This window comes from Staphylococcus sp. SUC_1.2 (genome assembly GCF_026222585.1).
Genome location: NZ_JANJPM010000019.1, coordinates 24,781 through 50,103 on the forward strand (window position 1 = coordinate 24,781; position 25,323 = coordinate 50,103).

Sequence of the window (25,323 nt, forward strand, 5' to 3'; positions counted from 1 at the left end):
TTGTATGAGACAAAAAACATTAGACGTCTTAGAGTTTGATAAAATCAAATCATTTGTAGCTTCTGAAACGATAAGTGATTTAGGACGTGAAAAAGTGTCTAAAATGTCTCCAGCAACTGATTTTGAAACTGTAGAATTTCAAATGAATGAGACAGATGAAATATCACAAATTTATAATAAACATCGTTTACCTAGTTTAAGTGGTTTATCAAAAGTATCACCATTAATTCACCGTGCTAAAATTGGTGGAGTGCTTAATGTTACCGAATTAAATGTAATTAAGCGGTTGATACAAGTACAAAATCAATTTAAAACATTTTATAATCAACTGCTTGAAGAAGATGAAGGCGTCGTAAAGTATCCAATTTTAAATGAAAGAATGAATCAACTACCTGTACTTACTGATTTATATCAAGAAATAAATGAAAAATGTGATGCTTACGATTTATATGATAATGCAAGTTATGAATTGCAAGGTATTCGAAGCAAAATATCAAGTACGACTCAACGCATTAGACAAAATTTAGATCGTATTGTTAAAAGTCAAGCTAATCAAAAGAAACTTTCAGATGCCATTATTACAGTGCGAAATGATCGCAATGTGATACCGGTAAAAGCAGAATATCGACAAGATTTTAAAGGGATTGTGCATGATCAATCAGCTTCTGGACAAACCCTTTATATTGAACCATCTTCTATTGTTGAAATGAATAATCAAATTAGTCGATTAAGAAATGATGAAGCAGTAGAACGTGAACGTATATTAACAGAATTAACAGGTTTCGTAGCTGCCGATGATGATAATTGTTTAGTGGCAGAGTCGGTTATGGGTCAAATTGATTTCTTAACGGCTAAAGCGCGCTATGCACGATCAATTAAAGGGACAAAACCTACTTTTTATAAGGAAAGAACGGTTTATTTACCTAATGCTTATCATCCTTTATTGAATAAAGATACAGTCGTAGCAAATACAATTGAATTTATTGATGATATTGAAACGGTTATTATTACGGGACCTAACACAGGTGGTAAAACTGTCACTTTAAAAACGTTGGGACTTATCATTGTGATGGCTCAATCCGGGTTACTCATTCCTACATTAGATGGTAGTCAATTGAGTGTATTTGAAAACGTATATTGTGATATAGGTGATGAACAATCGATTGAACAATCGCTATCTACGTTTTCATCACATATGAAAAATATTGTAGAAATTTTGAAAGAAACGGATAAAAATAGTCTTGTTTTATTTGATGAATTAGGTGCTGGAACCGATCCGAGTGAAGGTGCAGCTTTAGCTATGAGTATTCTCGATCATGTGAGGGAGATTGGTTCACTAGTTATGGCAACGACACATTATCCAGAGCTTAAAGCTTATAGTTATAATCGTGAAGGCGTTATGAATGCAAGTGTTGAGTTTGATGTGAATACATTAAGTCCAACTTACAAATTATTAATGGGTGTTCCTGGACGTTCCAATGCCTTTGATATTTCTAAAAAATTAGGTTTAGGATTAAACATCATTAATAAGGCTAAAACAATGATTGGTACAGACGAACAAGAAATTAATTCAATGATAGAATCATTAGAGAAAAACTCTAAACGTGTGGATGAACAACGTATTGAGCTTGAAAAATTATTGAGAGAAGCACGAACGACGCATGATGATTTGGAACGTCAGTATCAACAATATAAAAATTATGAACAAAAATTAATGGATGAAGCTAAAGATAAAGCAAATCAGCGCATTAAATCAGCTACAAAAGAAGCAGATGACATTCTAAAAGATTTAAGAGAAATGCGAGATAAAAAAGGGGCCGACGTAAAAGAACATGAATTAATAGATAAGAAAAAACATTTAGAAGATCAATATGAAGCTAAATCCTTAAAACAAAATGTAAAAAAACAAAAATGGGATGATATTCATGCTGGCGATGAAGTTAAAGTATTATCTTATGGCCAAAAAGGCGAAGTATTAGAATTAAGCGGAGAAAATGAAGCTGTAGTTCAAATGGGTATTATCAAAATGAAGTTACCTATTGAAGATTTAGAAAAAACGAAAAAGAAAAAAGAAAAACCAACGAAAATGGTGACACGCCAAAATCGTCAAACTATTAAAACAGAATTAGACTTAAGAGGCTATCGTTATGAAGAAGCGGTTGGAGCTTTAGATCAATATATTGACCAAGCTGTATTAAGTAACTATGAACAGGTTTATATTATTCATGGTAAAGGTACAGGTGCACTTCAAAAAGCAGTTCAAAATCATTTAAAAAAACATAAAAGTGTTCAATCTTTTCGTGGTGGACTGCCAAGTGAAGGCGGATTTGGTGTTACAGTAGCAGAACTTAAATAATATAAAACTAGAATGTTGATTTTTTTAAAATTTGACGTACAATAAAGCAAGCGTTTAATCTTAACACAAGTTTATGACAAGATTAATAAATAGTGATAAAGATGAGCAAGAGCAATGCAGATATATGGAAAGTCTGTTATAATTTGCTCATCATTTAATATTTAAGGAGGATTGGCAATTATGGCAATCGTAAAAGTTACAGATTCAAATTTTGATGAAAACATTCAATCAGGTGTTAAATTAGTAGATTTTTGGGCAACTTGGTGTGGACCTTGTAAAATGATCGCCCCTGTGTTAGAAGAATTAGCTGGAGACTATGATGGTAAAGCAGACATCTTAAAATTAGATGTAGATGAAAATCCATCTACTGCTGCTAAATATGAAGTAATGAGCATCCCAACTTTAATCGTATTTAAAGATGGAGAAGCAGTAGATAAAGTAGTAGGTTTCCAACCTAAAGAAAACTTAGCAGAAGTTTTAGATAAACATCTATAATATTTAGTACAATTATAAAAGAATGGGGCATTACATGTTATGTAATCGCTCCGTCTTTTTTATGTGAACGTCAAGTTAATAGAAAGGAGGAGACGGATGACCGACTACGAAGAAAAAATTAGAGATAAATTAAGTGTCGTCCCATTTGAACCAGGCTGTTATTTAATGAAAGATCGAAATGACCAAATTATTTATGTAGGTAAAGCAAAACGATTACGAAATCGACTACGTTCTTATTTTACTGGTGCACATGATGCAAAAACTACACGTCTTGTTAGTGAAATTCGTAACTTCGAATTTATTGTAACTTCAAGTGAGACAGAATCATTATTACTTGAGTTGAATTTGATCAAACAATATCAACCTCGCTACAATATTTTATTAAAAGATGATAAAAGTTATCCTTTTATAAAGATTACTAAAGAAAAACATCCTCGTTTACTTGTGACACGTACAGTAAAAAAAGGTACAGGAAAATATTTTGGACCTTATCCTAATGCATATTCAGCACAGGAAACTAAAAAATTATTAGATCGTATTTATCCTTTTAGAAAATGTGATAAAATGCCTGATAAATTGTGTCTATATTATCATATCGGTCAGTGTATGGGACCATGTGTGTATGATGTAGATCAACAAAAATATGCACAAATGACGCGTGAAATTACTGACTTTTTAAATGGAGAAGATAAAACAATTCTTCATAATCTTGAAACACGCATGCTAGATGCTAGTGAGAAGTTAGATTTTGAACGTGCTAAAGAATATAGAGATTTAATTCAACATATTCATAATTTAACTAAAAAACAAAAAATTATGTCTTCAGATAATACAATTAGAGATGTTTTTGGATATAGTGTTTCTAAAGGTTGGATGTGTATTCAAGTATTCTTTATTAGACAAGGAAATATGATTCAACGTGATGCAACAATGATTCCTCTACAACAAACAGAAGAAGAAGAATTTTATACATTCATTGGACAATTCTACAGCTTAAATCAACATATTTTACCTAAAGAAGTACATGTACCGAAAAATTTAGATAAAGATATCATTCACTCTGTAGTTGATACAAAAATTGTTCTACCTGCGCGTGGAACAAAGAAAGAAATGGTTGATTTAGCTAATCATAATGCTGAAGTTGCACTAGAAAATAAATTTCAATTAATCGCTAAAGACGAATCTAGAACGATAAAAGCTATCGAAGAACTTGGTGAAAGAATGGGCATTCAAACACCGATAAGAATTGAAGCATTTGATAACTCAAATATCCAAGGTGTTGATCCTGTTTCGGCAATGGTAACATTTGTGGATGGTAAACCGGATAAAAAAGGATATCGTAAATACAAAATTAAGACTGTGAAAGGTCCTGATGATTATAAGTCGATGAGAGAAGTTGTACGCCGTCGTTATACGCGTGTACTTAATGAAGGTCTTCCATTACCAGATCTTATTATCGTTGATGGTGGTAAAGGACATATGTCTGGTGTCATAGATGTACTAGAAAATGAACTAGGTTTAGATATTCCTGTTGCTGGATTAAGAAAAAATGATAAACACCAAACATCTGAATTATTATACGGTACAAATGCTGAGGTTGTACCTCTAAAGAAAAATAGTCAAGCCTTTTATTTGCTCCATAGAATTCAAGATGAAGTACATCGTTTTGCGATAACTTTCCATCGTCAAACTAGACAAAAAACTGGATTACAATCTGTTCTTGATACAGTAGAGGGTATAGGAAGTAAACGAAAAACAAAATTATTAAGAACATTTGGTTCCATTAAAAAAATGAAAGAAGCTAGTATAGAAGATTTAAAAGCTGCAGGATTACCTAAAAAGGTAGCTGAAAATCTACAATATGCTTTAAAAGAAGATTAATTTCAAAAAAGGGGTATGACTTTGAATTTCATACCCCATACATATAGAAAGAATGTTACAATATAGTTAACAAAAGGCTTATTTTTTTAAGAAAGTATGGAAGCGTTTTCTAAATGAGAAATATTATCATTTTATAGTATTTACACAATTATCATGTAATACTTGTATATCTCATTTATTCGTCTTGTTTTTAATTATATTTACTTTTTTAAGACATACTTGTAGTTATGAAAAATAATAATACTCAATCTAATAAAAAGTAGATGTTTGATTTGTTTAATTTTCAGAAAATTTACAATCATTATAACTATTATATTTTTATGCATACGAGTACTAAATAAAATAGTAAATGCGTTTATAGTACTATCTTAAAAAGAAGCTATTTAAATTTATTATGTTTTATAACAGGGGGGACTCCTTTTGGCTAAGTCTAAAAATGAATTTTATCTTAGACGTCTTCATTCACTACTAGGGATTATTCCGATTGGTGCGTTTTTAATTGTTCATTTAATGATTAACCACCAAGCGACTCAAGGAGCTGAGGCTTTTAATAAGGCTGCAGGCTTTATGGAATCTTTACCATTTTTATTAGTAACTGAACTTATTTTGATTTACATTCCAATTTTATATCATGGACTATATGGTATTCATATTGCTTTTACTGCTAAAGAAAATATCGGCCATTATTCATTATTTAGAAACTGGATGTTTGCGCTACAAAGGTTAACAGGGATTATTGCTTTCGTATTCATCTTTGTACACCTATGGCAAACACGTTTACAAAAACTTTTCTTTGGTAAAGAAATCAGTTATGACATGATGCATCAAACGTTACAAAATCCAATTTGGGTTATCGTGTACATTATTTGTGTTATTGCTGTCATTTTCCATTTTTCTAATGGTATTTGGTCATTCTTAGTAACATGGGGATTTTTACAATCTAAAAAATCACAACGTATTTTCACATGGGTTTCATTAATTATTTTCTTAATTCTGTCATACATAGGTGTGACTGCAATTTTAGCTTTTGCATAAAAAATGAAAGTAATAAAAGCATAGTTATAAAAGGAATCAATAGGTTAGTTTCAGATATATTTTAGGGGAGTGACAATTCTATGGCAGAGAAAAAAATTATTGTTGTCGGAGGTGGCCTCGCGGGTCTGATGTCAACAATTAAAGCTGCAGAACAAGGTGCACATGTGGACTTATTCTCAATTGTACCTGTTAAACGTTCGCACTCTGTATGTGCCCAAGGTGGTATTAATGGTGCGGTAAATACTAAAGGTGAAGGAGATTCACCATGGATTCATTTTGACGATACAGTATACGGTGGAGATTTCTTAGCGAACCAACCACCAGTCAAAGCAATGACTGAAGCTGCACCAAAAATTATCCATTTATTAGATCGTATGGGCGTTATGTTTAATAGAACAAATGAAGGATTGTTAGACTTTAGACGTTTCGGAGGTACACTTCATCATAGAACAGCATATGCTGGTGCAACTACAGGACAACAATTACTTTACGCTTTAGATGAACAAGTTCGTTCTTTTGAAGTTGATGGTTTAGTTACTAAGTATGAAGGATGGGAATTTTTAGGATTAGTTAAAGATGATGAAAATGCAGCAAGGGGTATTGTTGCTCAAAATTTAACTACTTCTGAAATTAAATCTTTCGGTTCTGATGCTGTTATTATGGCTTCAGGTGGTCCCGGTATTATTTTTGGTAAAACAACGAATTCAATGATTAATACTGGATCAGCTGCATCTATCGTATATCAACAAGGCGCTAAATATGCAAATGGAGAATTTATTCAAATACACCCTACGGCAATTCCTGGTGATGATAAATTACGTTTAATGAGTGAATCAGCACGTGGTGAAGGTGGTCGAATTTGGACTTATAAAGATGGAAAACCATGGTACTTCTTAGAAGAAAAGTATCCTGATTATGGTAACTTAGTACCACGTGATATTGCAACACGTGAAATCTTTGATGTATGTATCAATCAAAAATTAGGTATTAATGGTGAAAATATGGTGTATCTTGATTTATCTCATAAAGATCCACATGAATTAGATGTTAAATTAGGTGGTATTATTGAGATTTATGAAAAATTCACTGGTGATGATCCACGTAAAGTACCTATGAAAATATTCCCAGCAGTACATTATTCAATGGGTGGATTATATGTAGATTATGATCAAATGACAACTATTAAAGGGTTATTTGCTGCAGGAGAATGTGATTTCTCTCAACATGGCGGTAACCGTTTAGGTGCTAACTCGTTATTATCAGCGATTTACGGCGGTACAGTAGCAGGTCCAAATGCAATTAAATACGTTGAAAATATCGAAACATCATATACTGAGTTAGATGACAGTATTTATCAAAAACGTGTAGATGAAGAACAAAAACGTTTCGACGAATTACTTAATATGCGTGGTACTGAAAATGCTTATAAACTTCACCGTGAATTAGGCGAAATTATGACAGCTAACGTTACAGTAGTACGTGAAAATGACAAATTATTAGAAACGGATAAAAAAATTGTTGAGTTAATGGAACGTTATCAAAATATTGATATGGAAGATACACAAACTTGGAGTAACCAAGCTGTATTCTTTACACGTCAATTATGGAACATGTTGCAGCTAGCACGTGTTATAACAATTGGTGCGTATAACCGTAATGAATCTCGTGGCGCACATTATAAACCAGAATTCCCAGAACGTAATGACGATGAATGGTTAAAAACAACTTTAGCTGAATATCAAGGTGAATATGAAGCACCTAAATTCACATATGAACCTGTCGATATCAGTTTAATTCCACCACGTAAACGTGACTATACAAGTAAATCTAAAGGAGGTAAAAAATGATGGCTAACAATCAATCAGTAAAAGAAACTCCAGAAGAATTACGTCATACAGATGAACAACATAATCAAGAAACAACACATAAAGAAGAAAAAGACACGCAAAAAACAGTTAAATTAATTGTTAAACGTCAAGATAACCAAGAAGCAAAATCGTATGAAGAAACATTTGAAATTCCTTATAAAGAGAATTTAAACGTGATTGCTTGTTTAATGGAAATAAGACGCAACCCTGTGAATAGTAAAGGAGAAAAAACAACGCCAGTAGTATGGGATATGAACTGCTTAGAAGAAGTATGTGGTGCTTGTTCAATGGTTATTAATGGTCGTGCACGTCAAGCCTGTTCAGCAATTGTTGACCAATTAGAACAGCCGATTCGTTTGGAACCTATGAGTACATTCCCAGTCATTCGTGATTTACAAGTCGATCGTACAAGAATGTTTGATAACTTAAAACGTATGAAGGCTTGGATTCCAATTGATGGTACGTATGATTTAGGACCAGGTCCACGTATTCCAGAAAAGAAACGTCAAACAGCATATGAATTATCAAAATGTATGACGTGCGGTGTATGTTTAGAAGTGTGTCCTAATGTAACACGTAATAATAAATTTATTGGTGCACAAGCTATTTCACAAGTACGTTTATTTGATCTACATCCAACTGGTTCAATGACTAAAGATGAACGGCTGAATGCTTTAATGGGTGAAGGTGGTTTACAAGAATGTGGTAATTCTCAAAACTGTGTTAATGCATGTCCAAAAGGTATTCCGTTAACAACGTCAATTGCAGCAATGAACCGTGAAACATCATTCCATATGTTTAAATCATTCTTTGGTTCTGATCATCAAGTAAATTAAACATGACATATTTGCCAGCAAAGTAAATACTTTGCTGGTTTTTATTAATGGGGAATTCAATACGGATATAAATGTTTATTGAGTAAAATAAAAATGCGCAAAAATATCAATTAATGAATGATTAGGTTTGTCTATGGTAAAATAAACGTATTATGTATTATAAGGATGAATGTAAATGAATAAACCCATTGGTGTCATAGACTCAGGAGTTGGAGGACTAACTGTAGCTAAAGAAATTATGCGACAACTTCCTAATGAGACAATATATTATTTAGGCGATATCGCAAGGTGTCCATACGGTCCAAGACCTGGAGAAGAAGTAAAAACTTTTACGACGCAACTTGCTAATAAACTGATGGAATTTGATATAAAAATGTTAGTCATTGCTTGTAATACTGCAACTGCAGTGGCGTTAGAACATTTACAGCAGTTATTACCAATTCCAGTTATTGGAGTCATTGAACCTGGTGCTAGAACCGCTATTATGACTACAAAAAATCAAAAAGTTTTAATTTTAGGTACTGAGGGCACGATTAAATCAGAAGCTTACCGCCATCATATTAAAAGAATAAACCCAAATGTCGAAGTATATGGGGTAGCATGTCCAGGTTTCGTACCACTCGTTGAACAAATGCGTTATGATGACCCTACAATAACTAGTATTGTAATACATCAGACTTTAAAACATTGGCGTAACACAGATGCCGATACTGTTATTTTAGGCTGTACGCATTATCCATTATTATATAAACCTATTAATGATTATTTTGGTGGAAATAAAAAAGTTATTTCTTCTGGGCTTGAAACTGCACGTGAAGTAAGTGCATTACTTACGTTTAGTAATGAACATGCAAGCTATACGCAACATCCAAAACATCGATTTTTTGCAACAGGTGATACGGTTCATATTAAACATATCATTTCTCAATGGCTGAAATTAGATGTAGAAGTTGAACGTATAAAAGTAGATTAAATTTAAAACAGAAGTGAAAGGAAGATTTAAGTGGCAGACATTGTTATAGCTTCTAACAACAAAGGTAAAATAAATGATTTTAAAGCTATTTTTCCAAATGATAATGTTATTGGCATTTCAGAAATTATAAAGGACTTTGATGTTGAAGAAACAGGCACTACCTTTGAAGAAAATGCACGATTAAAATCTGAAGCGGCAGCTAAAGCACTCAATAAAAGAGTGATTGCCGATGATAGTGGTTTAGAAGTATATGCTCTAAATGGTGAGCCTGGTGTATATTCTGCACGTTATGCTGGTCTTGAGAAAAATGATGAGTCAAATATTGATAAAGTACTTAAAAAGTTAGAAGGTGAGACAAATAGAAAGGCACAATTTGTATGTGTCATTAGCATGAGTGCGCCAAATGAACCAACACATATGTTCAAAGGAACTGTATCAGGAGAAATTACAACAGAACGTAAAGGAAATCATGGATTCGGATATGATCCTATTTTTTATCTTCCAGAGAAGAACAAAACAATGGCTGAATTAACTACAGAAGAAAAAAGCGATGTGAGTCATCGTGGAAATGCAATTAAAGCTTTAAATGAATTTTTGGAGCGTGAAAAATAATGTCTAAATGGTTAATTGTAAGTGATAATCACACAGAATCTGGAATTCTGTATCAATTATACGACTATCATAAAGACGCAGATATATGCTTACATTTAGGAGATTCTGAATTTAAATATAATGATACTGAATTAAGCTTGTATCAACGTGTAAAAGGTAATTGTGACTTTTATCCTGAATTTCCAAATGAAGACATCATTGAAAAGAACAGTGTTAAAGCATTATACACCCACGGTCATCTTTATGGTGTAAATCAAACACGTATGCGTTTGGCTGAAAAAGCACAATCTCTTGGTTGTCAATTTGCGTTTTATGGGCATACACATATAGCTAAATATGAAAAATTAGGCGACGTCCATATTATAAATCCTGGTAGTATTTCACAGTCGCGTAGTAATATAGAAGAAACATACGCAGAACTACTTATAGAGGATGAAAGTAAAAAAGCTACGCTGAATTTTAGAAATAGAGATCATCAAGTCATACAATCAATAGAATTTGAAATTAATTAACTATTAAAAGGGCTAGGACTACAATGCAAGATAGTCTAGTCCTAGCTAATTTCAAATTTGATACCAAACATTTAGTTATTTAGTTTAACTAAATAGCAACGAAGAAAGTATGTGATTAGTTGCAATTATACGTAATTAGTGGAAAATATAAACTTTTTTTATATTAAAGCTATTGCTAAATAAGATTTCTTTAGATATAATAATACTTGTGTTAAAAAATAATGTCCTGGTAGCTCAGCTGGATAGAGCAATGGCCTTCTAAGCCATCGGTCGGGGGTTCGAATCCCTCCCAGGACGCTAATAAGCCCCGTTAACCGTTGTGGTTACGGGGTTTTTGCTATGTTTGGGGAAAATTTGGTGAAAACAATTTAAAGTTTATTCAAAAACTCAATCATATTTTTATCTTCACGTTCATAAGTTTCTTCTAATAAGTGTAGGTAAACAGATTGTGTGACCAATGTAGAAGCATGACCTAATCTTTTTGATATATAATGTAGACTATAACCATTATGAATTAACACAGACGCATGTGTATGCCTCAAGGCGTTTATCGTAATAGATTTAATGCCTAAGTGTACACATGCTTTTTTTAATACCTTATTTACAGCAGTATTTGATATAACATGGCCATTTACTGTAAATACATAGCCATTAATATTGGCTGATTTTTTCTCAATAAACTTTTTCACTTTATTTAGTGTATTCGTATCAATAGAGATAATACGATCTGATGTTTCTGTTTTTGTCCCAGGTAAATGGATTTTATTGTCACCTAAGTAAAAATCATCACGCTGCATGTTTGCTATTTCAGAAAAGCGTCCTCCAGTCACTAATGCCATTAACAATACTAATGATGATGTAGTATCTTTTTGTTCTAAATAATGCTTAAGTTTCACATATTCAGTATGGCTAATAAACTTCAAATCTTCACTTTTGCTAGGATTACCACCTGTGACAGTCGCTTTATATGTAGGATTACGCATAATTAAGCCTTCATGTATTGCCTGGTCACATACATTCCTTACATAACTATTTAATTTTCTTGCAGTTTCTCTATTGTGATTTTTACCATATTCATATCTATTTGACATGTGATGAGGTAAAAGGTGTAATTGCTGTATCCTATCTGTAGAATGGATTATTGAGAGTAGAGAAAATTTACAAAAGTATAAAGATAGATCTAAAGTTAATATGAATATTTTTAAGGAAATTATTAGTAAATACTCAAAATCAGATCAAATAGCTATAATGACTTATATGAATTCTAACGGTCGACTTAGACCAACAAAATTAATAGATAGATTATGTGAAGAAATTTTTGAAAGAACAAATCAAAAACGAGGTCAACGTTTTAAAAAACAAGAAAGAAAAAGAATATTGAACATTATGAGTATGAGAAAGCCTATTAACACAATGAATAAACCAAAAGGTGCGTGACTACTATTGCTGCATGACATAGCAACGGTTAAATGAATATTGAAGAATACCGGAAAAATAAAAGGCAAAGTAATATAGAAGTTGTAGATACATCAATAGAAGACTTTTTCTCTCTTGATACTAATGTGAGTGATGAAGTGCAAAATTTAAATGTAGAAAACCATGTATATATCAATAACTTAATAGATGAAGTTAATTTGATAGCAACAGATAGAGAAGTTAGTGTTTTTTGGTTAATCATTAGTGGTAGGGAATTAAATGATATGGAAAAAATATTTAATCTAACTGTTCAAAGAATAAGACAAATATTCGATGAAACAATAGAGAAGTTATTTTATTGAACAGTTTTATAATAAAAAAGAACGACACGAACGACGGGTATAAAAAAGGCTATTCAAATAACAACATAATATGAGTGATCTAACCAGTAACAATTGAGAATATTTTTTACAAAGTATTTATTTTAAGACTGTATTCATTAGGTGCGGTCTTTTTTATTTACAACATGTCAAAACCTTATATTTTAGGAAGTTTTAGCAATAGCTTGAATTTGTAAAAAGCGTATATTTAATTGAGTATTAGTAACTTCATGATTATTTATAGCTTATAATTAAGACTAGGCAATACTTTGTGAGATGAGATAACCTGTGGCCAGATGTTAATTCGTCTGGTCTTTTTTGTGTAATATTACGGGTAGTCCGTCTATCCTTTTGAGTAGCAGCTTATTTGATTAGACTTTTTTTGTGACCAAAATTATTTCTCATAGAAGAGCATGAGTCTATTTTCATTAATAAATAATTAAGGTATTGATATTTTGCAGTACTCTTTATTCTGTATTTAGTATTAAATAAGAGTTTAATTTGTTAGTATCTAAAGTAAAGATTTGTTTTTCTATTTTTTAATTTTAGCTTTTATTTGCGTTCTCAGAGCTATTAAATAAAAATATATATGAATTCCTCTAAATGCTCTAAAAAGTATCTTAAAATTGCAAATAAGGGTATTTAAAAGGAGAGATTTAAATCATGAAAATAAGTCAGTGGATAATAAGTTTAGTAGTTGGAATTTTGATATTTTTAGTTGTTTTTTTTATAGGGAATAACTCATTCTCTGTGGCTTTATTATGTGGAGTTGTTGGTTTTATTGGTAATGCGTTAATAGGTTGGAATGCTAGACGAAAAATGTAAGTCATGCATATATGTCGAGAAAATTTATTGATGTTGAGTGGAACTATTTTGGAATAAAGCAATTTTATTTTTTGAGAAGAAAACAAAAGGAGTTTTTACATGAAATTCGGAAATTACAAAATTGATTCGTTTTACTTAATTATGATTATAGGTTTTTTAGTTACTTCTTTATTTTTTCCATTTATGCTTTTGTCTGTTCTTGTCTTATTGATTATTGGTTTAGAAAAAGTTGATAAAAAGGGTTAATTTTTGATTTTGCTTTTTGAAACGAGTTTCTTCTTGTCTTGATACTATGTAGAAATAACTTTTTAAAAATATGAATAGATACTGATATATCAATGTTTCTCTTTGCTTTTTTACATTTTAAGAGACGTTAAATAGTTCATAAACTGTATAAAATACCCTAAATGCTCAAAAAAATACCTTAAAATTGCAAATAAGGGTATTTTAGATTTAAAAAACTCTCATGATAATATTTGGTAAAAAGGAATGGTTTTATGACTGCTATGTTGATATCGATTATAGGTATGTGGTTTTGTATTGGAATGGCATTTTTGGCTATCAGGAGGAGTAAAAATAAAAAGTAAAACGCGCATTTATGACGAGAAAATTTATTGATGTTGAGAAGAACTTTTAACTAAATTCACAGATGTGTAGTGACATAGCATGCCTTATACGACAATTAATTCGTTGATTTTGGTTTAATAAGGATTCAGAGACTCAAAGTTAATAAAACAACTGGATTAAAGCGTTATTACTTTATAATTTAATCTGCTTAGAAAGGAGTTTTTTATGAATAGTAATTATGATTCTATCGATTTTTTAAATGAAATACCGTTGTTTGATTATAAATTTTCTTTGATAACTCATGAATTTGAGCAATGGAATCAAGAATATGAGGCTTTTAATTTTGAATTTAGTGGAGTTGAATTTAAAAGTCGATTAGCTAAAAAAACTCCTAAAAAATCAGGTTATTTTGTTGCGTTTTGGTGCAAGAATGATATTAATAAAAACAGACCTTTTAATTTTGATGAATCAAAAGATAAGTTAATTATTAACATTTTAGATGGATCTAAAAAAGGTCAATTTATATTTCCTAAAGAGCTATTAGTTAAAAAAGGGATTATTAGTTCGGAAAACCATAAAGGAAAAATGGCTATTCGTGTTTATCCTAGTTGGGAACAGAATTCGAATAAAACAGCAGTTAGTACTCAAAAATGGCAAATCCCGTATTTTTTAGATTTTAGTAAGGGTTTTGATAAGAAAAAAATTAAGAAATTATATTTAGGTTGAGTTTGGTTTTAAAAATGAGTTTATTCATGTATTGATGTTAATACTTAAGATGAAAAATAAATGTAAGTGTGATGTATAAACTTTTTTACTAACATAAAAGTAAGCGTTTTCTATTTATATTTAGAACTGTTTATAAGATAATGCATGTAGCTACTAAACTTACTACTCAAAATCGATTATCCTTTAATAAACTGACTGTATCCGTTGGGTGCAGTCTTTTTATTTATAACTTGTCAAAACTTTACATTTCATAAAGTTACAAACGGACTTAAAAGTACGCTTGTAAACCAGTACCTTAAATTAGGGAAGTGGTTAGATAAGACAATAAAGGACGCCTCAAATTAAGGCTACCTTAGAAAGCTGATACGTTAAGTTACCGTATTAGAAAAAACAAAAGCGAGCTTATTAATCAATAAAAAGCTAACGCACTAAGTTAGTGCATTAGAAAACCGAAATGTCGGTTATCTAATTCTGAAAAGCCGTTTGTGGCTTCTCTGCGTAGTCAAAATGGCAACGCAGCTATTTCTTAACTAAATGACGATTTATATAGATTATCTACGTACCTAAATTGAGTACGCAGCAACAAAATGATCTAATAGCGAATTTCATTCCCAAAATATTGGGAATGAGATTGTAAATATTTTACAGATACTGTAAACGTTGTAGACAAATATATAAATAATGAGATAATAGCGAAAGAGGTTTGATGACCTCTAAAGTCTTTATGTTACATATAGAGTTTTTACTCTACCTCTACTACATAGGAGCTAGCCTTAATTGGTTAGCTTCTTTTTTTATTTATACGCTGCCGTAACCATTCGTGACGGTAGCTGCATGAACAATTCGTTCAGTCATGTATAAAAGGGAGTAGGGAAACACGACGCCCTTTGTTAGTTGATCTAAGTAAGGAGTGAACGAAACATTATCCCCTTATTCATGGGGTCGTGAAACGCTACCCCATAGATGAGATATAACGTAACAACCGCTTCGATACATAGACACATTTCCAATTTAAGCATATGTTAATACACGGGTGCAGTCCTAATTTAGGACTACAAATAAATTATTTGCAATGATATATTAAATAAAAATATATCATTGATTGAAGGAGTTTAAATAGAATGAAAAAAACTTTTTGGGCAATATTAGTTCTAATCTCATTAGGCGTTATTGCTTTCACAGTTATAGGTTTATTTATTGGATTTAATAATAGTAACGACGATGTATTTGTAGGTCTTTGTACATTGTACACAGGAATATTAGCTATAACAGGAGTTTGTTTTACTATTTTTAATAGTCAAAAACTTAAAAATAAAGAACTATTAAATGAGTTAGATCAAAAATCAGAATGGCGTAAAGAATTAATGAATATTGCTGCTAAGCCAGTAATACAATTAGAAGATGTATATAGAATTTTAGCTTCGCTTAGATTTTTGCCTAAAAGCAAAGATGAAGTGGAGGGTAATAAGAAAAAAAATATAAAAGAATCTGAGCAAAAAGATTTTGATGAGATTTCTAATTATATCTATAAAGAGTTAATTAAGAAAATTAGTGATTTTTATTTCAATAATAATATAAATATAAACAAGACATTAGAAAAAGAAAAATCAGAAAAAGAAATTTCATGTTATAACTTTAATATTTTAAATAGTGAAGAAATACGACAGTATGTGAAATTTTTACTTAAACATCACTGGGAATATAATCAAAGTGAAAAAGATAAGGAAGATTTTATGAAAAAAGAGAGGAAGGAGTTTTTTAAAGTAATAGATCAAATAGATGAAATTACTGAAGATGAAAAATTTGAAAATCTTTTTAAATTTGGATATGAAACTATAAGTGATGAGGTAACAGGATATAAAACATTTGAAATTACAGTGAAAAAAATAGATGAAAATATAGCAAAATATATCTCAGACTGTAAAAGTAATAATAAAATAATTGTTAAAAATTTAACTTTAGATAAAAAAGGCTGTAAAACAATATTGAAAGGACAGTATAAGAGCAATAAATAATAAGCTTGTTAATTTAGCAATGTGTTTTAAAATATATTAAGTAACTTATATTAGTATCTAGTATTAAAATAGGGTATAATTAAAGTGTGTAGTTACAGCTAATGTCTTTCCCCGATATTAGCTGTTTTTTTAATTTACACTCTTTTTATTTTGTACAACTAAATATATAATAAAAAATAACTACACATGAAAGAGGTTATGGGGAAATGCCTAAGCAAAAAATAGTGAATTTTAATTTATTTTTTACTTGTTCATTAGAGAATGAACAAGAAGCTTCTTATTTACCTTTAAGTGATTTATTTGAAGCAATAAGAATTGACTATGAAAACGATACTAATTACAAAGTTGTAAAAAATTATAATTTTGATCCAATAAGAATAAAAAAATAGAGCCACCTAATAAAAGTGGTTATTATCATATAGTTATGGAAAGATTAGACGATACGAGATATCAAAAAACTACCATATATGGTGATTCAATAGACATCGATTTAGAAAAAAATGAATACATAGGCCATGAGATAAGCATTTTGTACGATCCAGCAAACCATACTATGTTAATTCAAAGAAATATAAGTTCTTTAAGTCCATCTGGAATTGAAAAATATATAGATAGTGTATTATTTGATTACTATGAGAAAATTATGAATTTTAAACTTGTTCCAGCTGTTGATAATGATGCTTTTGATAAAGCAAAAAATTCTAATACTTTTAAACAATTAGTTTTGAAAGTAAAAGGTGACAAAAGCGATGATTTACTTACGGGTTTAATGAAAGGTAGAAAATATAAGGGAGTTAGTACAGTTGAAATAACGGTAACAACTGAGCGTTCTCGCAAGGCAGAGTTAAACAGTAAAACTACTAAAGATTTATTAGATGAATGGATAGATGACGATGAGGTAGAAAAGCTAAAGGTGAGGGCTATAGAAAAAGAATTTTCTAATGTAGAAACAGTTGATTTGTTAAAGCAAAATATTAAAAGATCCATCATTTATGAATATAGAGATGCTGGAGAACTAAATGCAAATAATATATTTTTAGATATGCTAAGAATTTATAGAGATAACGATGATGCGTTATCTTTGTTATTAAAATAAAAAACGGTGAGATTAATAATGAAAATAACTGATTTCTTTTTTTTAATATACTTTATAATCGGTATTGTTGTATTCGTCACTTTAGAGATGTGCGTGGAAACAAGTAATGATAATATACAGAAAACTGTAGAAATAATTTTAAATACATCTAGTATAACAATGGGTTTTTTTGCTACAGTATTTACTTTTATTTTTGGGTTAAAAGATAATAATATTCATAACGAAATCATGAAATCTACCTCTAAAAAAAGACAATATAAATTTTTAAATGGTTGTATAATAACATTAGGTTTCTTACAAATTATTTTCGCATTCATAACTATTCTTTTATTAACAATGAAAACGGCTGATCAAAAGTCTATATCTAGTTATTTAAGTCAGTATGTAACTTTTAATGTAACTCATGTTTTTTTTAATTTCGTACTCTCAATGACGTTTATATTTTTTTTATTTTTCGGAACATATTTATTATTATTATTGAATATGGTATTTCAAAATCCTGATAAGGAAATGAAAGAAAAAGAAATGCCTGATATTAAAAAAAGGAACACTAATTAGAATGAATTATTAGCACACGGACAAGTTAAATATCTCATTTTAAACGTCACTTTCGAGTGGCGTTTTTTTGACAATTAGAAAGTAAAAAATAATAAGGGTAGGTGGACTACCCTAAAAATTATTTAATTTGAATATTTTTCTTCGTAATAATTGATTGCATCAAGTTTTTGTTGTGCATCTTCACCTTCATAAGTGCCTTTTAATATTTCGTTTCTTGTTTGGATTTCACCCGAAGACAAACCGCCAGCATTATTGCGCCACTCTTGGTTAGGCATATTCATATATGGATTATTTGGATCGTAAGTAGGATCTGATAATTCTTGGTTTTTTTGTTCTAATCGTTCAATTTCTTTCATGCCTTCATCGTATCTTTGTTGTTCTTCAGGCGTCCAATCATCATCAGTTGAAACCGGATGGCTAGCATTATATTCATCACTGTGTTTAGTACTATCGTATTCGCCATTTTGTTGAGCTTGTTGTTGCTCTTGAGTTGCAGGTTGTTGAGATTGAACTTGTTCATTTGTAGCAGTTTCTTGTGTGTTTTGTTCTTCAGTAGAATTATCTTCTTGTGTAGATTTGTTATCTTCATTTTCTTGAGTTTTCTTTTCTTCTTTAGACTTTTTATCCTCTTTAGTGTTCTTATCTTTTTTATCGTCAGTTTTCTTTTCGGTAGTGCTTTCTGATTTTTTATTTTCATCTTCCTTTGTATCATCTTGACTACAAGCGCTTAATACAAGTGTAGCTGCAAATAATGTTCCTAATAACTTTTTCATATGTATTCCCCTTTAATTTATTTATTCGCTATTTGTCTTAACAGCTCAATAATTTCATCATTTTGTTGCATTACTTTGTGATTTTGATTTAATAGATCGTTGTGTTGTTTAATAAGAGTATCTAGTTGTGCAATTTGAACAAAGTTTTGTTTTTGTTGAGACATATAATAATTATATGTAGCTTGTTTTTCCATGTTAAAAGTAAAAGTACCTAGAGCGTGATAAAAATTGTCAAAATTAGCGAATATTGACTGTTTATCAAAAGCGTTTTTAGTAGTACTTGTAGGCTCATTAATACCTTGTGTCTTAAAGAATCTAATTAACTTTTCATCTTTTTTCTGTTCATTTTCTTTATTATTTTCAATTTTTTTATTGCTAGCTTCTATTTCTTCATCTCTTTTTAATTGTTTATCTTCAAATTCAATTTTACTTATTCTATCTCTCAAAATCTCTATAGCATCACTTTCCGATAAATCGACAGGTTCTTCGTTTATGTAAAATAAAATTAAATAATCTTTTTCTTTTCTAGATAAAGATTTAAAAATTTTCAACTCATCTTTGTCTAAAGATTTCTTATATTTACTTTCGTTCCAACTAATTTTAGTCTGGTCTTTAAATGAAATCATTCATCTTCCTCCTTATTCTATATCCTTATATTCAAACACTCGTAGTGGCTCAAACTGAATAACTTAATTACCATGTCGAATATATAAATAATTTTATCATTTTACTAATTTAAAATGTATAATGTATAAAAAATATTAAGTTGTTAATTATTTTAAGACGCTGAGAGAAGCTCTGTGTTGCAGTGAGAAATAAAAAGACGGATATTGATACTAAAGAAGTAAAAGAAGTTAAATATTCTTATTCAAATTCTGAAAGAGTAACAAGTATTAAAGTAGATAATATAGATGAATTGGAAATCTATGATGCAGCAAATTATGTATTTGTTGGTAATTCAACTATGGTAATTAGAGGTAATGAAATTCAGTATGTATAACTTTTTGAATCATAATTTAAATATTTAATATTATTTGGGGAAAATTTGGGGAAAATAATTTGAAAATATATTAAAAGTTATGAAAAGGAATTAGGTAAAAATACTAATATTATAGGTTTTTAAAAGACTATCAAATGTTATAAAAGGTTAATAAATCCCTCCCAGGACGCTAATAGCTTTTAATTAAGCATATTTTCATTTCAAGAACGCTGTAATGACGGCGTTCTTTTTATTTTGCCTATTAATTAAATATCATAGTCTATTAATTTTTAGGGACTTTTCAGGGACCCAAGTCCCCAACTACATTGCATTGATTATTTCTACCGCTTTTTGATTTTCTTCTTTATATTGTTCTTCTAGTAAATGTTAATATACATCTGTTGTAACTGAAATGTTTTTATGACCTAATCTTTTTGAAATGTAATAAATAGATACACATTTTGCTAAAAGATAAGAGCAATGTGTATGTTTTAACGTATGAAAAGTTATTTCTTTTACTCCTAGATCATTACAATATGCTTTTAATCTTTTATTAACTGCATTAATAGTCAAATTACCAAAAATGCTACCGTCAATCGTTGCTGGTAACTTTGAAACAGATTGTACGATAAATTTCATATCATCTTTACTCACTTCTACGTATCTAGGTGATGAGTCTGTTTTGTGTTCGTCTGTATATATTTCATTTTTAACTTGATTAAGATATTCTCTTTTTAAATTTAACGCACCACTAACACGACAACCTGTGCAAATCATAATATATAAAACTAATGAAGATGCATTATCTTTAGTTTTTAAGTATTGTTTCAATTTCTCATAATCTTCTAGGTTGATAAATTTGCTATCTTCACTTTTGTTAGGGTTGCTTGCTTTATAATTCACTTTGAATGTAGGGTTTTTAGTTATTATGCCTTCATACACTGCATCATCTAATGATGTTCTAATATAACCGTTTGATTTTCTTATCGACTCTTTAGAATGAGATTTAGAAAAATCATTTATGAAATTTTGATAGTGATACCTAGAAATATTTTTTAAAGACTTTTTACCGATACTATGCTCACTTATATATTTTATAGCTGAAGCATAAGATTTGTATGTTCTAGGGATTACAGTGGATAATTTGAACGTTTCACACCATGTTTTAAAATATTCATTCAAAGTTAGATTAGGTTGGTAGTCAATACCATTATTTAATTCACTCATTCTTTCTAGTCTAGCAGCATCAGCTTCTCTTTTTGTTCTAAATCCTTTTTACGAGACCGTTTACCTTCATATTTAAATTCATACTACCATTTTTTATCGTCATAACAACGTGTTTTCATATAATCACCTCAAAAAGTAAAAAATAATAAGGGTAGGTGGACTACCCTAGTTATTAATTTCCATATTTATCTTGATAATAGTCTAAAGCGTCAAGTATTTGTTGACCATCATTACCATCATATTCTCCTTGTTCGATTTGATATTGAAGTTGTTTCTCACCTGAGGATAATCCATCACCAGTGTTATTTCTCCACTCTTGGTCTGGCATATTCATGTAAGGATTATTTGGATCGTAATTAGTATTTGAATCATTAGATTGAGAGTTATCAGATTGTTCGTTTACATCTTCTGGATCAATCAAACCATAATCTGTTCCTCCAGGAATATTTTCTTTATCCCATTCATATATTTCTTCTTTTGTAGGTTCATGATTATCAGACTGTTGCTGACCGTTATTAGTTTGTTGTGTTTGCTGTTGCTCTTGAGTTGCAGTTTCTTGTGTTTGTTGTTGAGATTGAACTTGTTCACTTGTCGCAGTTTCTTGTGTGTTTTGTTCTTCAGTAGAATTATTTTCTTGTGTAGATTTGTTATCTTCATTTTCTTGAGTTTTCTTTTCTTCTTTAGTTTTTTTATCCTCTTTGGATTTATAATCTTCTGATTTCTTTTCGGTTTTACTTTCCGACTTAGTATCAGAATTTTTGTTAGATGTGTCATCATTACCACACGCACCTAAGATTAAAGCACTACTAAAAATTAAAACTAAAAACTTTTTCATATATGTTTCTCCTTATTTATAAATTAAGGGTAGACAAGCTACCCCATAAATTAATCGTCTAAATGATCCACTGCATATTGTGCTTCTTCTTCTGTAAACTTATCGCCAGAACTAGAAATTAATTGATCATAAATTGTATCTTTAGACATATTCATGTCTTCTTTATAAGATTTTGCACTTTCTAATGCGTTTTCCTTGTAATTGGCTTTCAAGTGATCAATCGCATATTGTGCATCTTCTTCTGAGAATTTGTCTCTAGCACTAGAAGTTAACTGTTCATAAATTCCATCTTTAGACATATGCATTCCATCTGCGTAGTTTTTAGCTGAATTTAATGCTGCAGTTTGTTCTTTAGAAGCATTTTTATCTTCTTTGATTTCTGAACTATCTTCATTCATTTGTTTATCTACTTCGTTGACAAAGGCTCCAGTACATGATGTAAGACTTATAATTAATAATATTAATAAAACTAAACAACCACCACAGCCCCAAAGCCAACCTTTTTTACGTTTTTTCTTTTTCTCTTCTTCTTGCTGTTTTTGATATTCCTGAAACTGTCTAAATTTTCTTTCTTCTTGTTCGTTATTAAATTTTTCTTCCATGATTTTTCTTCTATATGTAGATTAAGCCTTTATATTCATTCATATTCTAAAGTGCATCGCTCAATTGATTATAAAACCACCATCTTTAATATGTAATATTCATATATCTTTATATTCAAATACTCGTAATGACTCAAATTGAATATCATAATTAGAGTAACTAGTTCCAATATCCAAATTTATTTACACTACAATTTCCTATAATGATTATTTTATATTGAGAATTATCTTACTAAAAAATATAGAAAGATTAATTAACTTCACATGCGTAATTATCCCCATCTCTATCAAATTTTGATGTATAGGCAGGGTGGTTAGCAGGAACGCCATTAGGGTGAACTTTTCTTAATGCAGTGCAATTAGGGAAAGTTTCAACGTTGCTAGTTGATTGTTCAGTATCGTTAGATTGACTATCATTTGATAAAGAGTTATCGACTTGATTTTCAATAGTGTTATTTTCGTTGTTGTTTGATGTATTCACTTCTTTATTATCATCATTATCCTCTTTAAATGCTGAATCTAGGCTCCATATACCAATTTTTTCAGCTTTTGCTTGTTCTTGAGATGATTCTAGAGTTTCTAAATATCTTGTATTAGGTGGATAAACATAAGCGACTTTTGCTAAACCTTCTCTGATTAAAATATTATTTAGCATTTCCCCGTCAACATATATATATGCTAATTTTCGATTATATTTATCTTCTTTTTGACCAACGTCAAACTCTATTTCTATATTTTTAGCTTTATTTAATAATTTAGCTGTTCTATCAGATGCTTCTTGACCAAATGGTTGCTTACCAACTCTTGGATGTTTAGTTTCAGGTGTATCTATAAGTAAAAATCTAAATGTTTCGGTTTTTCCATTATAGATAAACTTTGCCGTATCACCATCAACAGTAGAACTTAATTTTACTGGTATCTTATTCGTTGTACCTATGTCGGTTTCATCATTATCTTTATCTTTTTCTTCAGATCTCTCAATACTATTATTTTGTGATACAGATCGTTCATTTTCTTTATAATTTTTCTTACTTTCTTTTGAAGCATTATTTTTATTTGTATCTTCAGTTTTTTTAGGCTTATTTTTTTCTTCACTTATTTTATCTGTATTATCGTTGTTATTATCATCTGAAAATATAGCAGAACAGCCACCAATCAATAATAAAATTAAAAAGATGATACCAAAACAGCCTAGGCAGCTTAAACAGCCATTAGTTTCTTTTTTATTTTGATTTACTTCCATCATGAGTACTCCTCAATTAGTTAAATTATTAAAATAACAATACTATTAAGTTATGTGTTTTAGTATTCATTAAACACTATTATTAAGAATAAAGATTTATTAATTATAGATTTTGAATATCGGAAGGTATGCATTTATTTGTTGAATAAGTAAATAAAAGATCATGTTCAAATGGTAAATAAAATATATAAGTTAAATTAATTATGTTTAACATGTAAAAAAGAATATATATAATATACGTTCTAACTTTTATTGTTTACTTTTTTTAATTCAATTGATGCATCCTCATATTTTACGTAGGAATTACTTTTAACATCACCACCTTATAACCATTTAATTAAATTTACTAGAATAAATATAATGAAAATATACACTTTTGGATTATATCATATATTTATGTATTAAATATTTTTAATTATTTTATTTTTATAATCTAAAAAACTTTGACGAGATAGACATATTTGAATTCCTAACTGTGAATATAAATTTTTAAATTTTACAGTTTTGATGATTTAAGTATAAGTTACGGAAAATGACACAAGTATCTAAATAAACCCTTTATAGTAAAGATAACAAAACGATAGTTAAACAAAACAAAGCAAGCAATACAGTAACCTATCGTTTTAGAATTTTACCAATTAATTTCTAAGGAGTGTATGAAATGGAAGGTTTATTTAACGCAATTAAAGATACAGTAACTGCAGGTATTAATGGTGATTGGACAAAATTAGGTACAAGTATTGTTAGTATCGTAGAAAACGGTGTAGGTTTAGTGAGTAAATATTTAGGTTTCTAATTTAAAGATAATTATAAATAGTACAAAGGAGATAACAAACATGGATAAATTATTCGACGCAATCAAAAATACAGTAGACGCAGGAATTAACCAAGATTGGACAAAATTAGGTACAAGTATTGTTGATATCGTATCAAGTGGCGTAAGCATTCTAGGTAAATACTTAGGATTCTAATATAATAATATTTAAAAATAAAAACAGAATGGAGAAATTCAAATGACTAAATTAGTAGAAGCAATTAAAAATACAGTAGACGCAGCACAAAACCAAGATTGGACAAAATTAGGTACAAGTATTGTTGACATCGTATCAAGTGGTGTAGGTATCTTAAGTAAAGTATTCGGATTTTAATTAATTATTAATTACGTATAAAGGAGTTATTAATATGGATAAATTATTCGACGCAATCAGAAATACAGTAGACGCAGGAATTAACCAAGACTGGACAAAATTAGGTACAAGCATTGTTGACATCGTATCAAGTGGCGTAAGCATTCTAGGTAAATACTTAGGATTCTAACGTAATAATATTTAAAAATAAAAACAGAATGGGGAAATTCAAATGACTAAATTAGCAGAAGCAATTGCAAATACTGTAACAGCAGCACAAAATCAAGACTGGACAAAATTAGGTACAAGTATTGTTGACATTGTATCAAGTGGTGCAAGTGTATTAGGTAAAGTATTTGGTTTCTAATACTTAATAGCAAGTATTC

At 29.9% G+C, this 25,323-nt stretch carries 30 protein-coding genes, 1 tRNA gene and 1 pseudogene; 25 read left to right on the forward strand and 7 right to left on the reverse strand.

Features of this window, described 5'->3' with window-relative positions; genetic code table 11:
• The first annotated feature begins 4 nt into the window (after nt 1–4).
• The 10 genes from NR218_RS07765 (at nt 5) to NR218_RS07810 (ending at nt 10,865) form a co-directional block, all read left to right on the forward strand.
• The gene (locus tag NR218_RS07765) at nt 5–2,356 is read left to right on the forward strand and encodes an endonuclease MutS2 (protein ID WP_017175716.1); all 2,352 of its coding nucleotides are present in this window, start codon (nt 5–7) and stop codon (nt 2,354–2,356) included.
• Nucleotides 2,357–2,536: 180 nt separating this feature from the next.
• Complete coding sequence (gene trxA, locus NR218_RS07770) at nt 2,537–2,851, forward strand: thioredoxin (protein ID WP_002449989.1); 315 nt, start codon at nt 2,537–2,539, stop codon at nt 2,849–2,851.
• A 96-nt stretch (nt 2,852–2,947) separates the two neighbouring features.
• Nucleotides 2,948–4,732, forward strand: a complete 1,785-nt coding sequence (gene uvrC, locus NR218_RS07775; protein WP_049382514.1) for an excinuclease ABC subunit UvrC — start codon at nt 2,948–2,950, stop codon at nt 4,730–4,732.
• A 420-nt stretch (nt 4,733–5,152) separates the two neighbouring features.
• On the forward strand, nt 5,153–5,767 hold the full coding sequence (locus NR218_RS07780; protein WP_017175714.1) for a succinate dehydrogenase cytochrome b558 subunit: 615 nt from the start codon (nt 5,153–5,155) through the stop codon (nt 5,765–5,767).
• An 80-nt stretch (nt 5,768–5,847) separates the two neighbouring features.
• On the forward strand, nt 5,848–7,614 hold the full coding sequence (gene sdhA / locus NR218_RS07785; RefSeq protein ID WP_019835741.1) for a succinate dehydrogenase flavoprotein subunit: 1,767 nt from the start codon (nt 5,848–5,850) through the stop codon (nt 7,612–7,614).
• Entirely contained in the window at nt 7,614–8,471 is an 858-nt protein-coding gene (gene sdhB / locus NR218_RS07790; protein WP_037541368.1) for a succinate dehydrogenase iron-sulfur subunit, read from the forward strand. The genes sdhA and sdhB overlap by 1 nt, the downstream gene beginning before the upstream one ends.
• 175 nt (nt 8,472–8,646) lie before the next feature.
• Complete coding sequence (gene racE, locus NR218_RS07795) at nt 8,647–9,444, forward strand: glutamate racemase (protein ID WP_002450014.1); 798 nt, start codon at nt 8,647–8,649, stop codon at nt 9,442–9,444.
• A 30-nt stretch (nt 9,445–9,474) separates the two neighbouring features.
• On the forward strand, nt 9,475–10,056 hold the full coding sequence (locus NR218_RS07800) for an XTP/dITP diphosphatase (RefSeq protein WP_019835740.1): 582 nt from the start codon (nt 9,475–9,477) through the stop codon (nt 10,054–10,056).
• Nucleotides 10,056–10,568 (forward strand): YfcE family phosphodiesterase, encoded by a 513-nt coding sequence (locus tag NR218_RS07805; protein WP_017175710.1) that lies wholly within the window; start codon nt 10,056–10,058, stop codon nt 10,566–10,568. The genes NR218_RS07800 and NR218_RS07805 overlap by 1 nt, the downstream gene beginning before the upstream one ends.
• A 223-nt stretch (nt 10,569–10,791) precedes the next feature.
• Nucleotides 10,792–10,865, forward strand: a tRNA-Arg gene (locus NR218_RS07810).
• Nucleotides 10,866–10,936: 71 nt separating this feature from the next.
• Here NR218_RS07810 and NR218_RS07815 read toward each other — a convergent pair.
• Nucleotides 10,937–11,659 carry a tyrosine-type recombinase/integrase gene (locus tag NR218_RS07815; RefSeq protein WP_265883305.1) on the reverse strand — a complete coding sequence of 241 codons (723 nt, stop codon included), beginning with the start codon at nt 11,657–11,659 and terminating at the stop codon, nt 10,937–10,939.
• Nucleotides 11,660–11,759: 100 nt separating this feature from the next.
• Between NR218_RS07815 and NR218_RS07820 the strand changes: the two genes are divergently transcribed.
• The 9 genes from NR218_RS07820 to NR218_RS07860 all read left to right on the forward strand — a co-directional run bounded on the left by NR218_RS07820 (nt 11,760) and on the right by NR218_RS07860 (nt 18,151).
• Nucleotides 11,760–12,005, forward strand: a complete 246-nt coding sequence (locus tag NR218_RS07820; protein WP_265883306.1) for a hypothetical protein — start codon at nt 11,760–11,762, stop codon at nt 12,003–12,005.
• A 32-nt stretch (nt 12,006–12,037) separates the two neighbouring features.
• A complete protein-coding gene (locus NR218_RS07825) occupies nt 12,038–12,346 on the forward strand; it encodes a hypothetical protein (RefSeq protein WP_265883307.1) in 309 nt (102 codons plus the stop codon).
• Between the two features lie 681 nt (nt 12,347–13,027).
• Nucleotides 13,028–13,189, forward strand: a complete 162-nt coding sequence (locus NR218_RS07830) for a hypothetical protein (RefSeq protein WP_265883308.1) — start codon at nt 13,028–13,030, stop codon at nt 13,187–13,189.
• A 99-nt stretch (nt 13,190–13,288) separates the two neighbouring features.
• Nucleotides 13,289–13,435: a hypothetical protein gene (locus NR218_RS07835; RefSeq protein ID WP_265883309.1), complete on the forward strand. Its 147-nt coding sequence runs from the start codon at nt 13,289–13,291 to the stop codon at nt 13,433–13,435.
• Nucleotides 13,436–13,981: 546 nt separating this feature from the next.
• Nucleotides 13,982–14,482 carry a MepB family protein gene (locus tag NR218_RS07840; RefSeq protein WP_265883310.1) on the forward strand — a complete coding sequence of 167 codons (501 nt, stop codon included), beginning with the start codon at nt 13,982–13,984 and terminating at the stop codon, nt 14,480–14,482.
• A 1,121-nt stretch (nt 14,483–15,603) separates the two neighbouring features.
• A complete protein-coding gene (locus tag NR218_RS07845) occupies nt 15,604–16,497 on the forward strand; it encodes a hypothetical protein (RefSeq protein WP_265883311.1) in 894 nt (297 codons plus the stop codon).
• A gap of 206 nt (nt 16,498–16,703) precedes the next feature.
• Nucleotides 16,704–16,886 (forward strand): hypothetical protein, encoded by a 183-nt coding sequence (locus NR218_RS07850; protein ID WP_265883312.1) that lies wholly within the window; start codon nt 16,704–16,706, stop codon nt 16,884–16,886.
• Nucleotides 16,883–17,593, forward strand: a complete 711-nt coding sequence (locus NR218_RS07855) for a DUF6731 family protein (protein ID WP_322873965.1) — start codon at nt 16,883–16,885, stop codon at nt 17,591–17,593. The genes NR218_RS07850 and NR218_RS07855 overlap by 4 nt, the downstream gene beginning before the upstream one ends.
• A gap of 18 nt (nt 17,594–17,611) precedes the next feature.
• Nucleotides 17,612–18,151 (forward strand): hypothetical protein, encoded by a 540-nt coding sequence (locus tag NR218_RS07860; protein WP_265883314.1) that lies wholly within the window; start codon nt 17,612–17,614, stop codon nt 18,149–18,151.
• A gap of 122 nt (nt 18,152–18,273) precedes the next feature.
• Here NR218_RS07860 and NR218_RS07865 read toward each other — a convergent pair whose 3' ends face one another.
• Nucleotides 18,274–18,924, reverse strand: a complete 651-nt coding sequence (locus NR218_RS07865; protein ID WP_265883315.1) for a hypothetical protein — start codon at nt 18,922–18,924, stop codon at nt 18,274–18,276.
• 17 nt (nt 18,925–18,941) lie between these two features.
• Nucleotides 18,942–19,550, reverse strand: a complete 609-nt coding sequence (locus tag NR218_RS07870) for a hypothetical protein (RefSeq protein WP_265883316.1) — start codon at nt 19,548–19,550, stop codon at nt 18,942–18,944.
• Between the two features lie 182 nt (nt 19,551–19,732).
• Between NR218_RS07870 and NR218_RS07875 the strand changes: the two genes are divergently transcribed.
• Nucleotides 19,733–19,924, forward strand: coding sequence for a hypothetical protein (locus NR218_RS07875; RefSeq protein WP_265883317.1), 192 nt, complete (start codon nt 19,733–19,735; stop codon nt 19,922–19,924).
• 300 nt (nt 19,925–20,224) lie between these two features.
• Here the strand turns inward: NR218_RS07875 and NR218_RS07880 are convergent.
• The 4 genes and pseudogenes from NR218_RS07880 to NR218_RS07895 all read right to left on the reverse strand — a co-directional run bounded on the left by NR218_RS07880 (nt 20,225) and on the right by NR218_RS07895 (nt 23,810).
• A pseudogene (locus NR218_RS07880) lies at nt 20,225–21,249 on the reverse strand (tyrosine-type recombinase/integrase).
• 53 nt (nt 21,250–21,302) lie between these two features.
• Entirely contained in the window at nt 21,303–21,965 is a 663-nt protein-coding gene (locus NR218_RS07885) for a hypothetical protein (protein WP_265883318.1), read from the reverse strand.
• A gap of 50 nt (nt 21,966–22,015) precedes the next feature.
• Nucleotides 22,016–22,567, reverse strand: a complete 552-nt coding sequence (locus tag NR218_RS07890; RefSeq protein WP_265883319.1) for an Ltp family lipoprotein — start codon at nt 22,565–22,567, stop codon at nt 22,016–22,018.
• A gap of 250 nt (nt 22,568–22,817) precedes the next feature.
• Nucleotides 22,818–23,810, reverse strand: a complete 993-nt coding sequence (locus NR218_RS07895; RefSeq protein WP_265883320.1) for a thermonuclease family protein — start codon at nt 23,808–23,810, stop codon at nt 22,818–22,820.
• 661 nt (nt 23,811–24,471) lie between these two features.
• Between NR218_RS07895 and NR218_RS07900 the strand changes: the two genes are divergently transcribed.
• From NR218_RS07900 to NR218_RS07920, 5 genes are read left to right on the forward strand one after another with little or no spacing between them, the layout of a single operon-like run.
• On the forward strand, nt 24,472–24,606 hold the full coding sequence (locus tag NR218_RS07900; protein ID WP_002449997.1) for a beta-class phenol-soluble modulin: 135 nt from the start codon (nt 24,472–24,474) through the stop codon (nt 24,604–24,606).
• Between the two features lie 40 nt (nt 24,607–24,646).
• A complete protein-coding gene (locus NR218_RS07905; protein ID WP_002488705.1) occupies nt 24,647–24,781 on the forward strand; it encodes a beta-class phenol-soluble modulin in 135 nt (44 codons plus the stop codon).
• 42 nt (nt 24,782–24,823) lie between these two features.
• On the forward strand, nt 24,824–24,958 hold the full coding sequence (locus NR218_RS07910; protein WP_002488682.1) for a beta-class phenol-soluble modulin: 135 nt from the start codon (nt 24,824–24,826) through the stop codon (nt 24,956–24,958).
• A 34-nt stretch (nt 24,959–24,992) separates the two neighbouring features.
• Nucleotides 24,993–25,127, forward strand: a complete 135-nt coding sequence (locus NR218_RS07915; RefSeq protein WP_019835726.1) for a beta-class phenol-soluble modulin — start codon at nt 24,993–24,995, stop codon at nt 25,125–25,127.
• A gap of 42 nt (nt 25,128–25,169) precedes the next feature.
• Nucleotides 25,170–25,304, forward strand: coding sequence for a beta-class phenol-soluble modulin (locus tag NR218_RS07920; RefSeq protein ID WP_002488710.1), 135 nt, complete (start codon nt 25,170–25,172; stop codon nt 25,302–25,304).
• Nucleotides 25,305–25,323 lie beyond the last annotated feature (19 nt).

Bases quoted from the DNA above. Each gene is read 5' to 3' on its own strand.
- NR218_RS07905 (WP_002488705.1), top strand. From the start codon at position 24,647: ATGGATAAATTATTCGACGCAATCAAAAATACAGTAGACGCAGGAATT.
- NR218_RS07815 (WP_265883305.1), bottom strand. From the start codon at position 11,659: ATGTCAAATAGATATGAATATGGTAAAAATCACAATAGAGAAACTGCA.
- NR218_RS07820 (WP_265883306.1), top strand. From the start codon at position 11,760: ATGAATATTTTTAAGGAAATTATTAGTAAATACTCAAAATCAGATCAA.
- NR218_RS07840 (WP_265883310.1), top strand. From the start codon at position 13,982: ATGAATAGTAATTATGATTCTATCGATTTTTTAAATGAAATACCGTTG.
- sdhB (WP_037541368.1), top strand. From the start codon at position 7,614: ATGGCTAACAATCAATCAGTAAAAGAAACTCCAGAAGAATTACGTCAT.
- NR218_RS07910 (WP_002488682.1), top strand. From the start codon at position 24,824: ATGACTAAATTAGTAGAAGCAATTAAAAATACAGTAGACGCAGCACAA.
- NR218_RS07915 (WP_019835726.1), top strand. From the start codon at position 24,993: ATGGATAAATTATTCGACGCAATCAGAAATACAGTAGACGCAGGAATT.
- racE (WP_002450014.1), top strand. From the start codon at position 8,647: ATGAATAAACCCATTGGTGTCATAGACTCAGGAGTTGGAGGACTAACT.
- NR218_RS07805 (WP_017175710.1), top strand. From the start codon at position 10,056: ATGTCTAAATGGTTAATTGTAAGTGATAATCACACAGAATCTGGAATT.
- NR218_RS07830 (WP_265883308.1), top strand. From the start codon at position 13,028: ATGAAAATAAGTCAGTGGATAATAAGTTTAGTAGTTGGAATTTTGATA.
- NR218_RS07835 (WP_265883309.1), top strand. From the start codon at position 13,289: ATGAAATTCGGAAATTACAAAATTGATTCGTTTTACTTAATTATGATT.
- NR218_RS07765 (WP_017175716.1), top strand. From the start codon at position 5: ATGAGACAAAAAACATTAGACGTCTTAGAGTTTGATAAAATCAAATCA.
- NR218_RS07870 (WP_265883316.1), bottom strand. From the start codon at position 19,550: ATGATTTCATTTAAAGACCAGACTAAAATTAGTTGGAACGAAAGTAAA.
- NR218_RS07825 (WP_265883307.1), top strand. From the start codon at position 12,038: ATGAATATTGAAGAATACCGGAAAAATAAAAGGCAAAGTAATATAGAA.
- NR218_RS07890 (WP_265883319.1), bottom strand. From the start codon at position 22,567: ATGGAAGAAAAATTTAATAACGAACAAGAAGAAAGAAAATTTAGACAG.
- NR218_RS07885 (WP_265883318.1), bottom strand. From the start codon at position 21,965: ATGAAAAAGTTTTTAGTTTTAATTTTTAGTAGTGCTTTAATCTTAGGT.
- NR218_RS07845 (WP_265883311.1), top strand. From the start codon at position 15,604: ATGAAAAAAACTTTTTGGGCAATATTAGTTCTAATCTCATTAGGCGTT.
- NR218_RS07850 (WP_265883312.1), top strand. From the start codon at position 16,704: ATGCCTAAGCAAAAAATAGTGAATTTTAATTTATTTTTTACTTGTTCA.
- trxA (WP_002449989.1), top strand. From the start codon at position 2,537: ATGGCAATCGTAAAAGTTACAGATTCAAATTTTGATGAAAACATTCAA.
- uvrC (WP_049382514.1), top strand. From the start codon at position 2,948: ATGACCGACTACGAAGAAAAAATTAGAGATAAATTAAGTGTCGTCCCA.
- NR218_RS07860 (WP_265883314.1), top strand. From the start codon at position 17,612: ATGAAAATAACTGATTTCTTTTTTTTAATATACTTTATAATCGGTATT.
- NR218_RS07920 (WP_002488710.1), top strand. From the start codon at position 25,170: ATGACTAAATTAGCAGAAGCAATTGCAAATACTGTAACAGCAGCACAA.
- NR218_RS07900 (WP_002449997.1), top strand. From the start codon at position 24,472: ATGGAAGGTTTATTTAACGCAATTAAAGATACAGTAACTGCAGGTATT.
- sdhA (WP_019835741.1), top strand. From the start codon at position 5,848: ATGGCAGAGAAAAAAATTATTGTTGTCGGAGGTGGCCTCGCGGGTCTG.
- NR218_RS07895 (WP_265883320.1), bottom strand. From the start codon at position 23,810: ATGGAAGTAAATCAAAATAAAAAAGAAACTAATGGCTGTTTAAGCTGC.
- NR218_RS07865 (WP_265883315.1), bottom strand. From the start codon at position 18,924: ATGAAAAAGTTATTAGGAACATTATTTGCAGCTACACTTGTATTAAGC.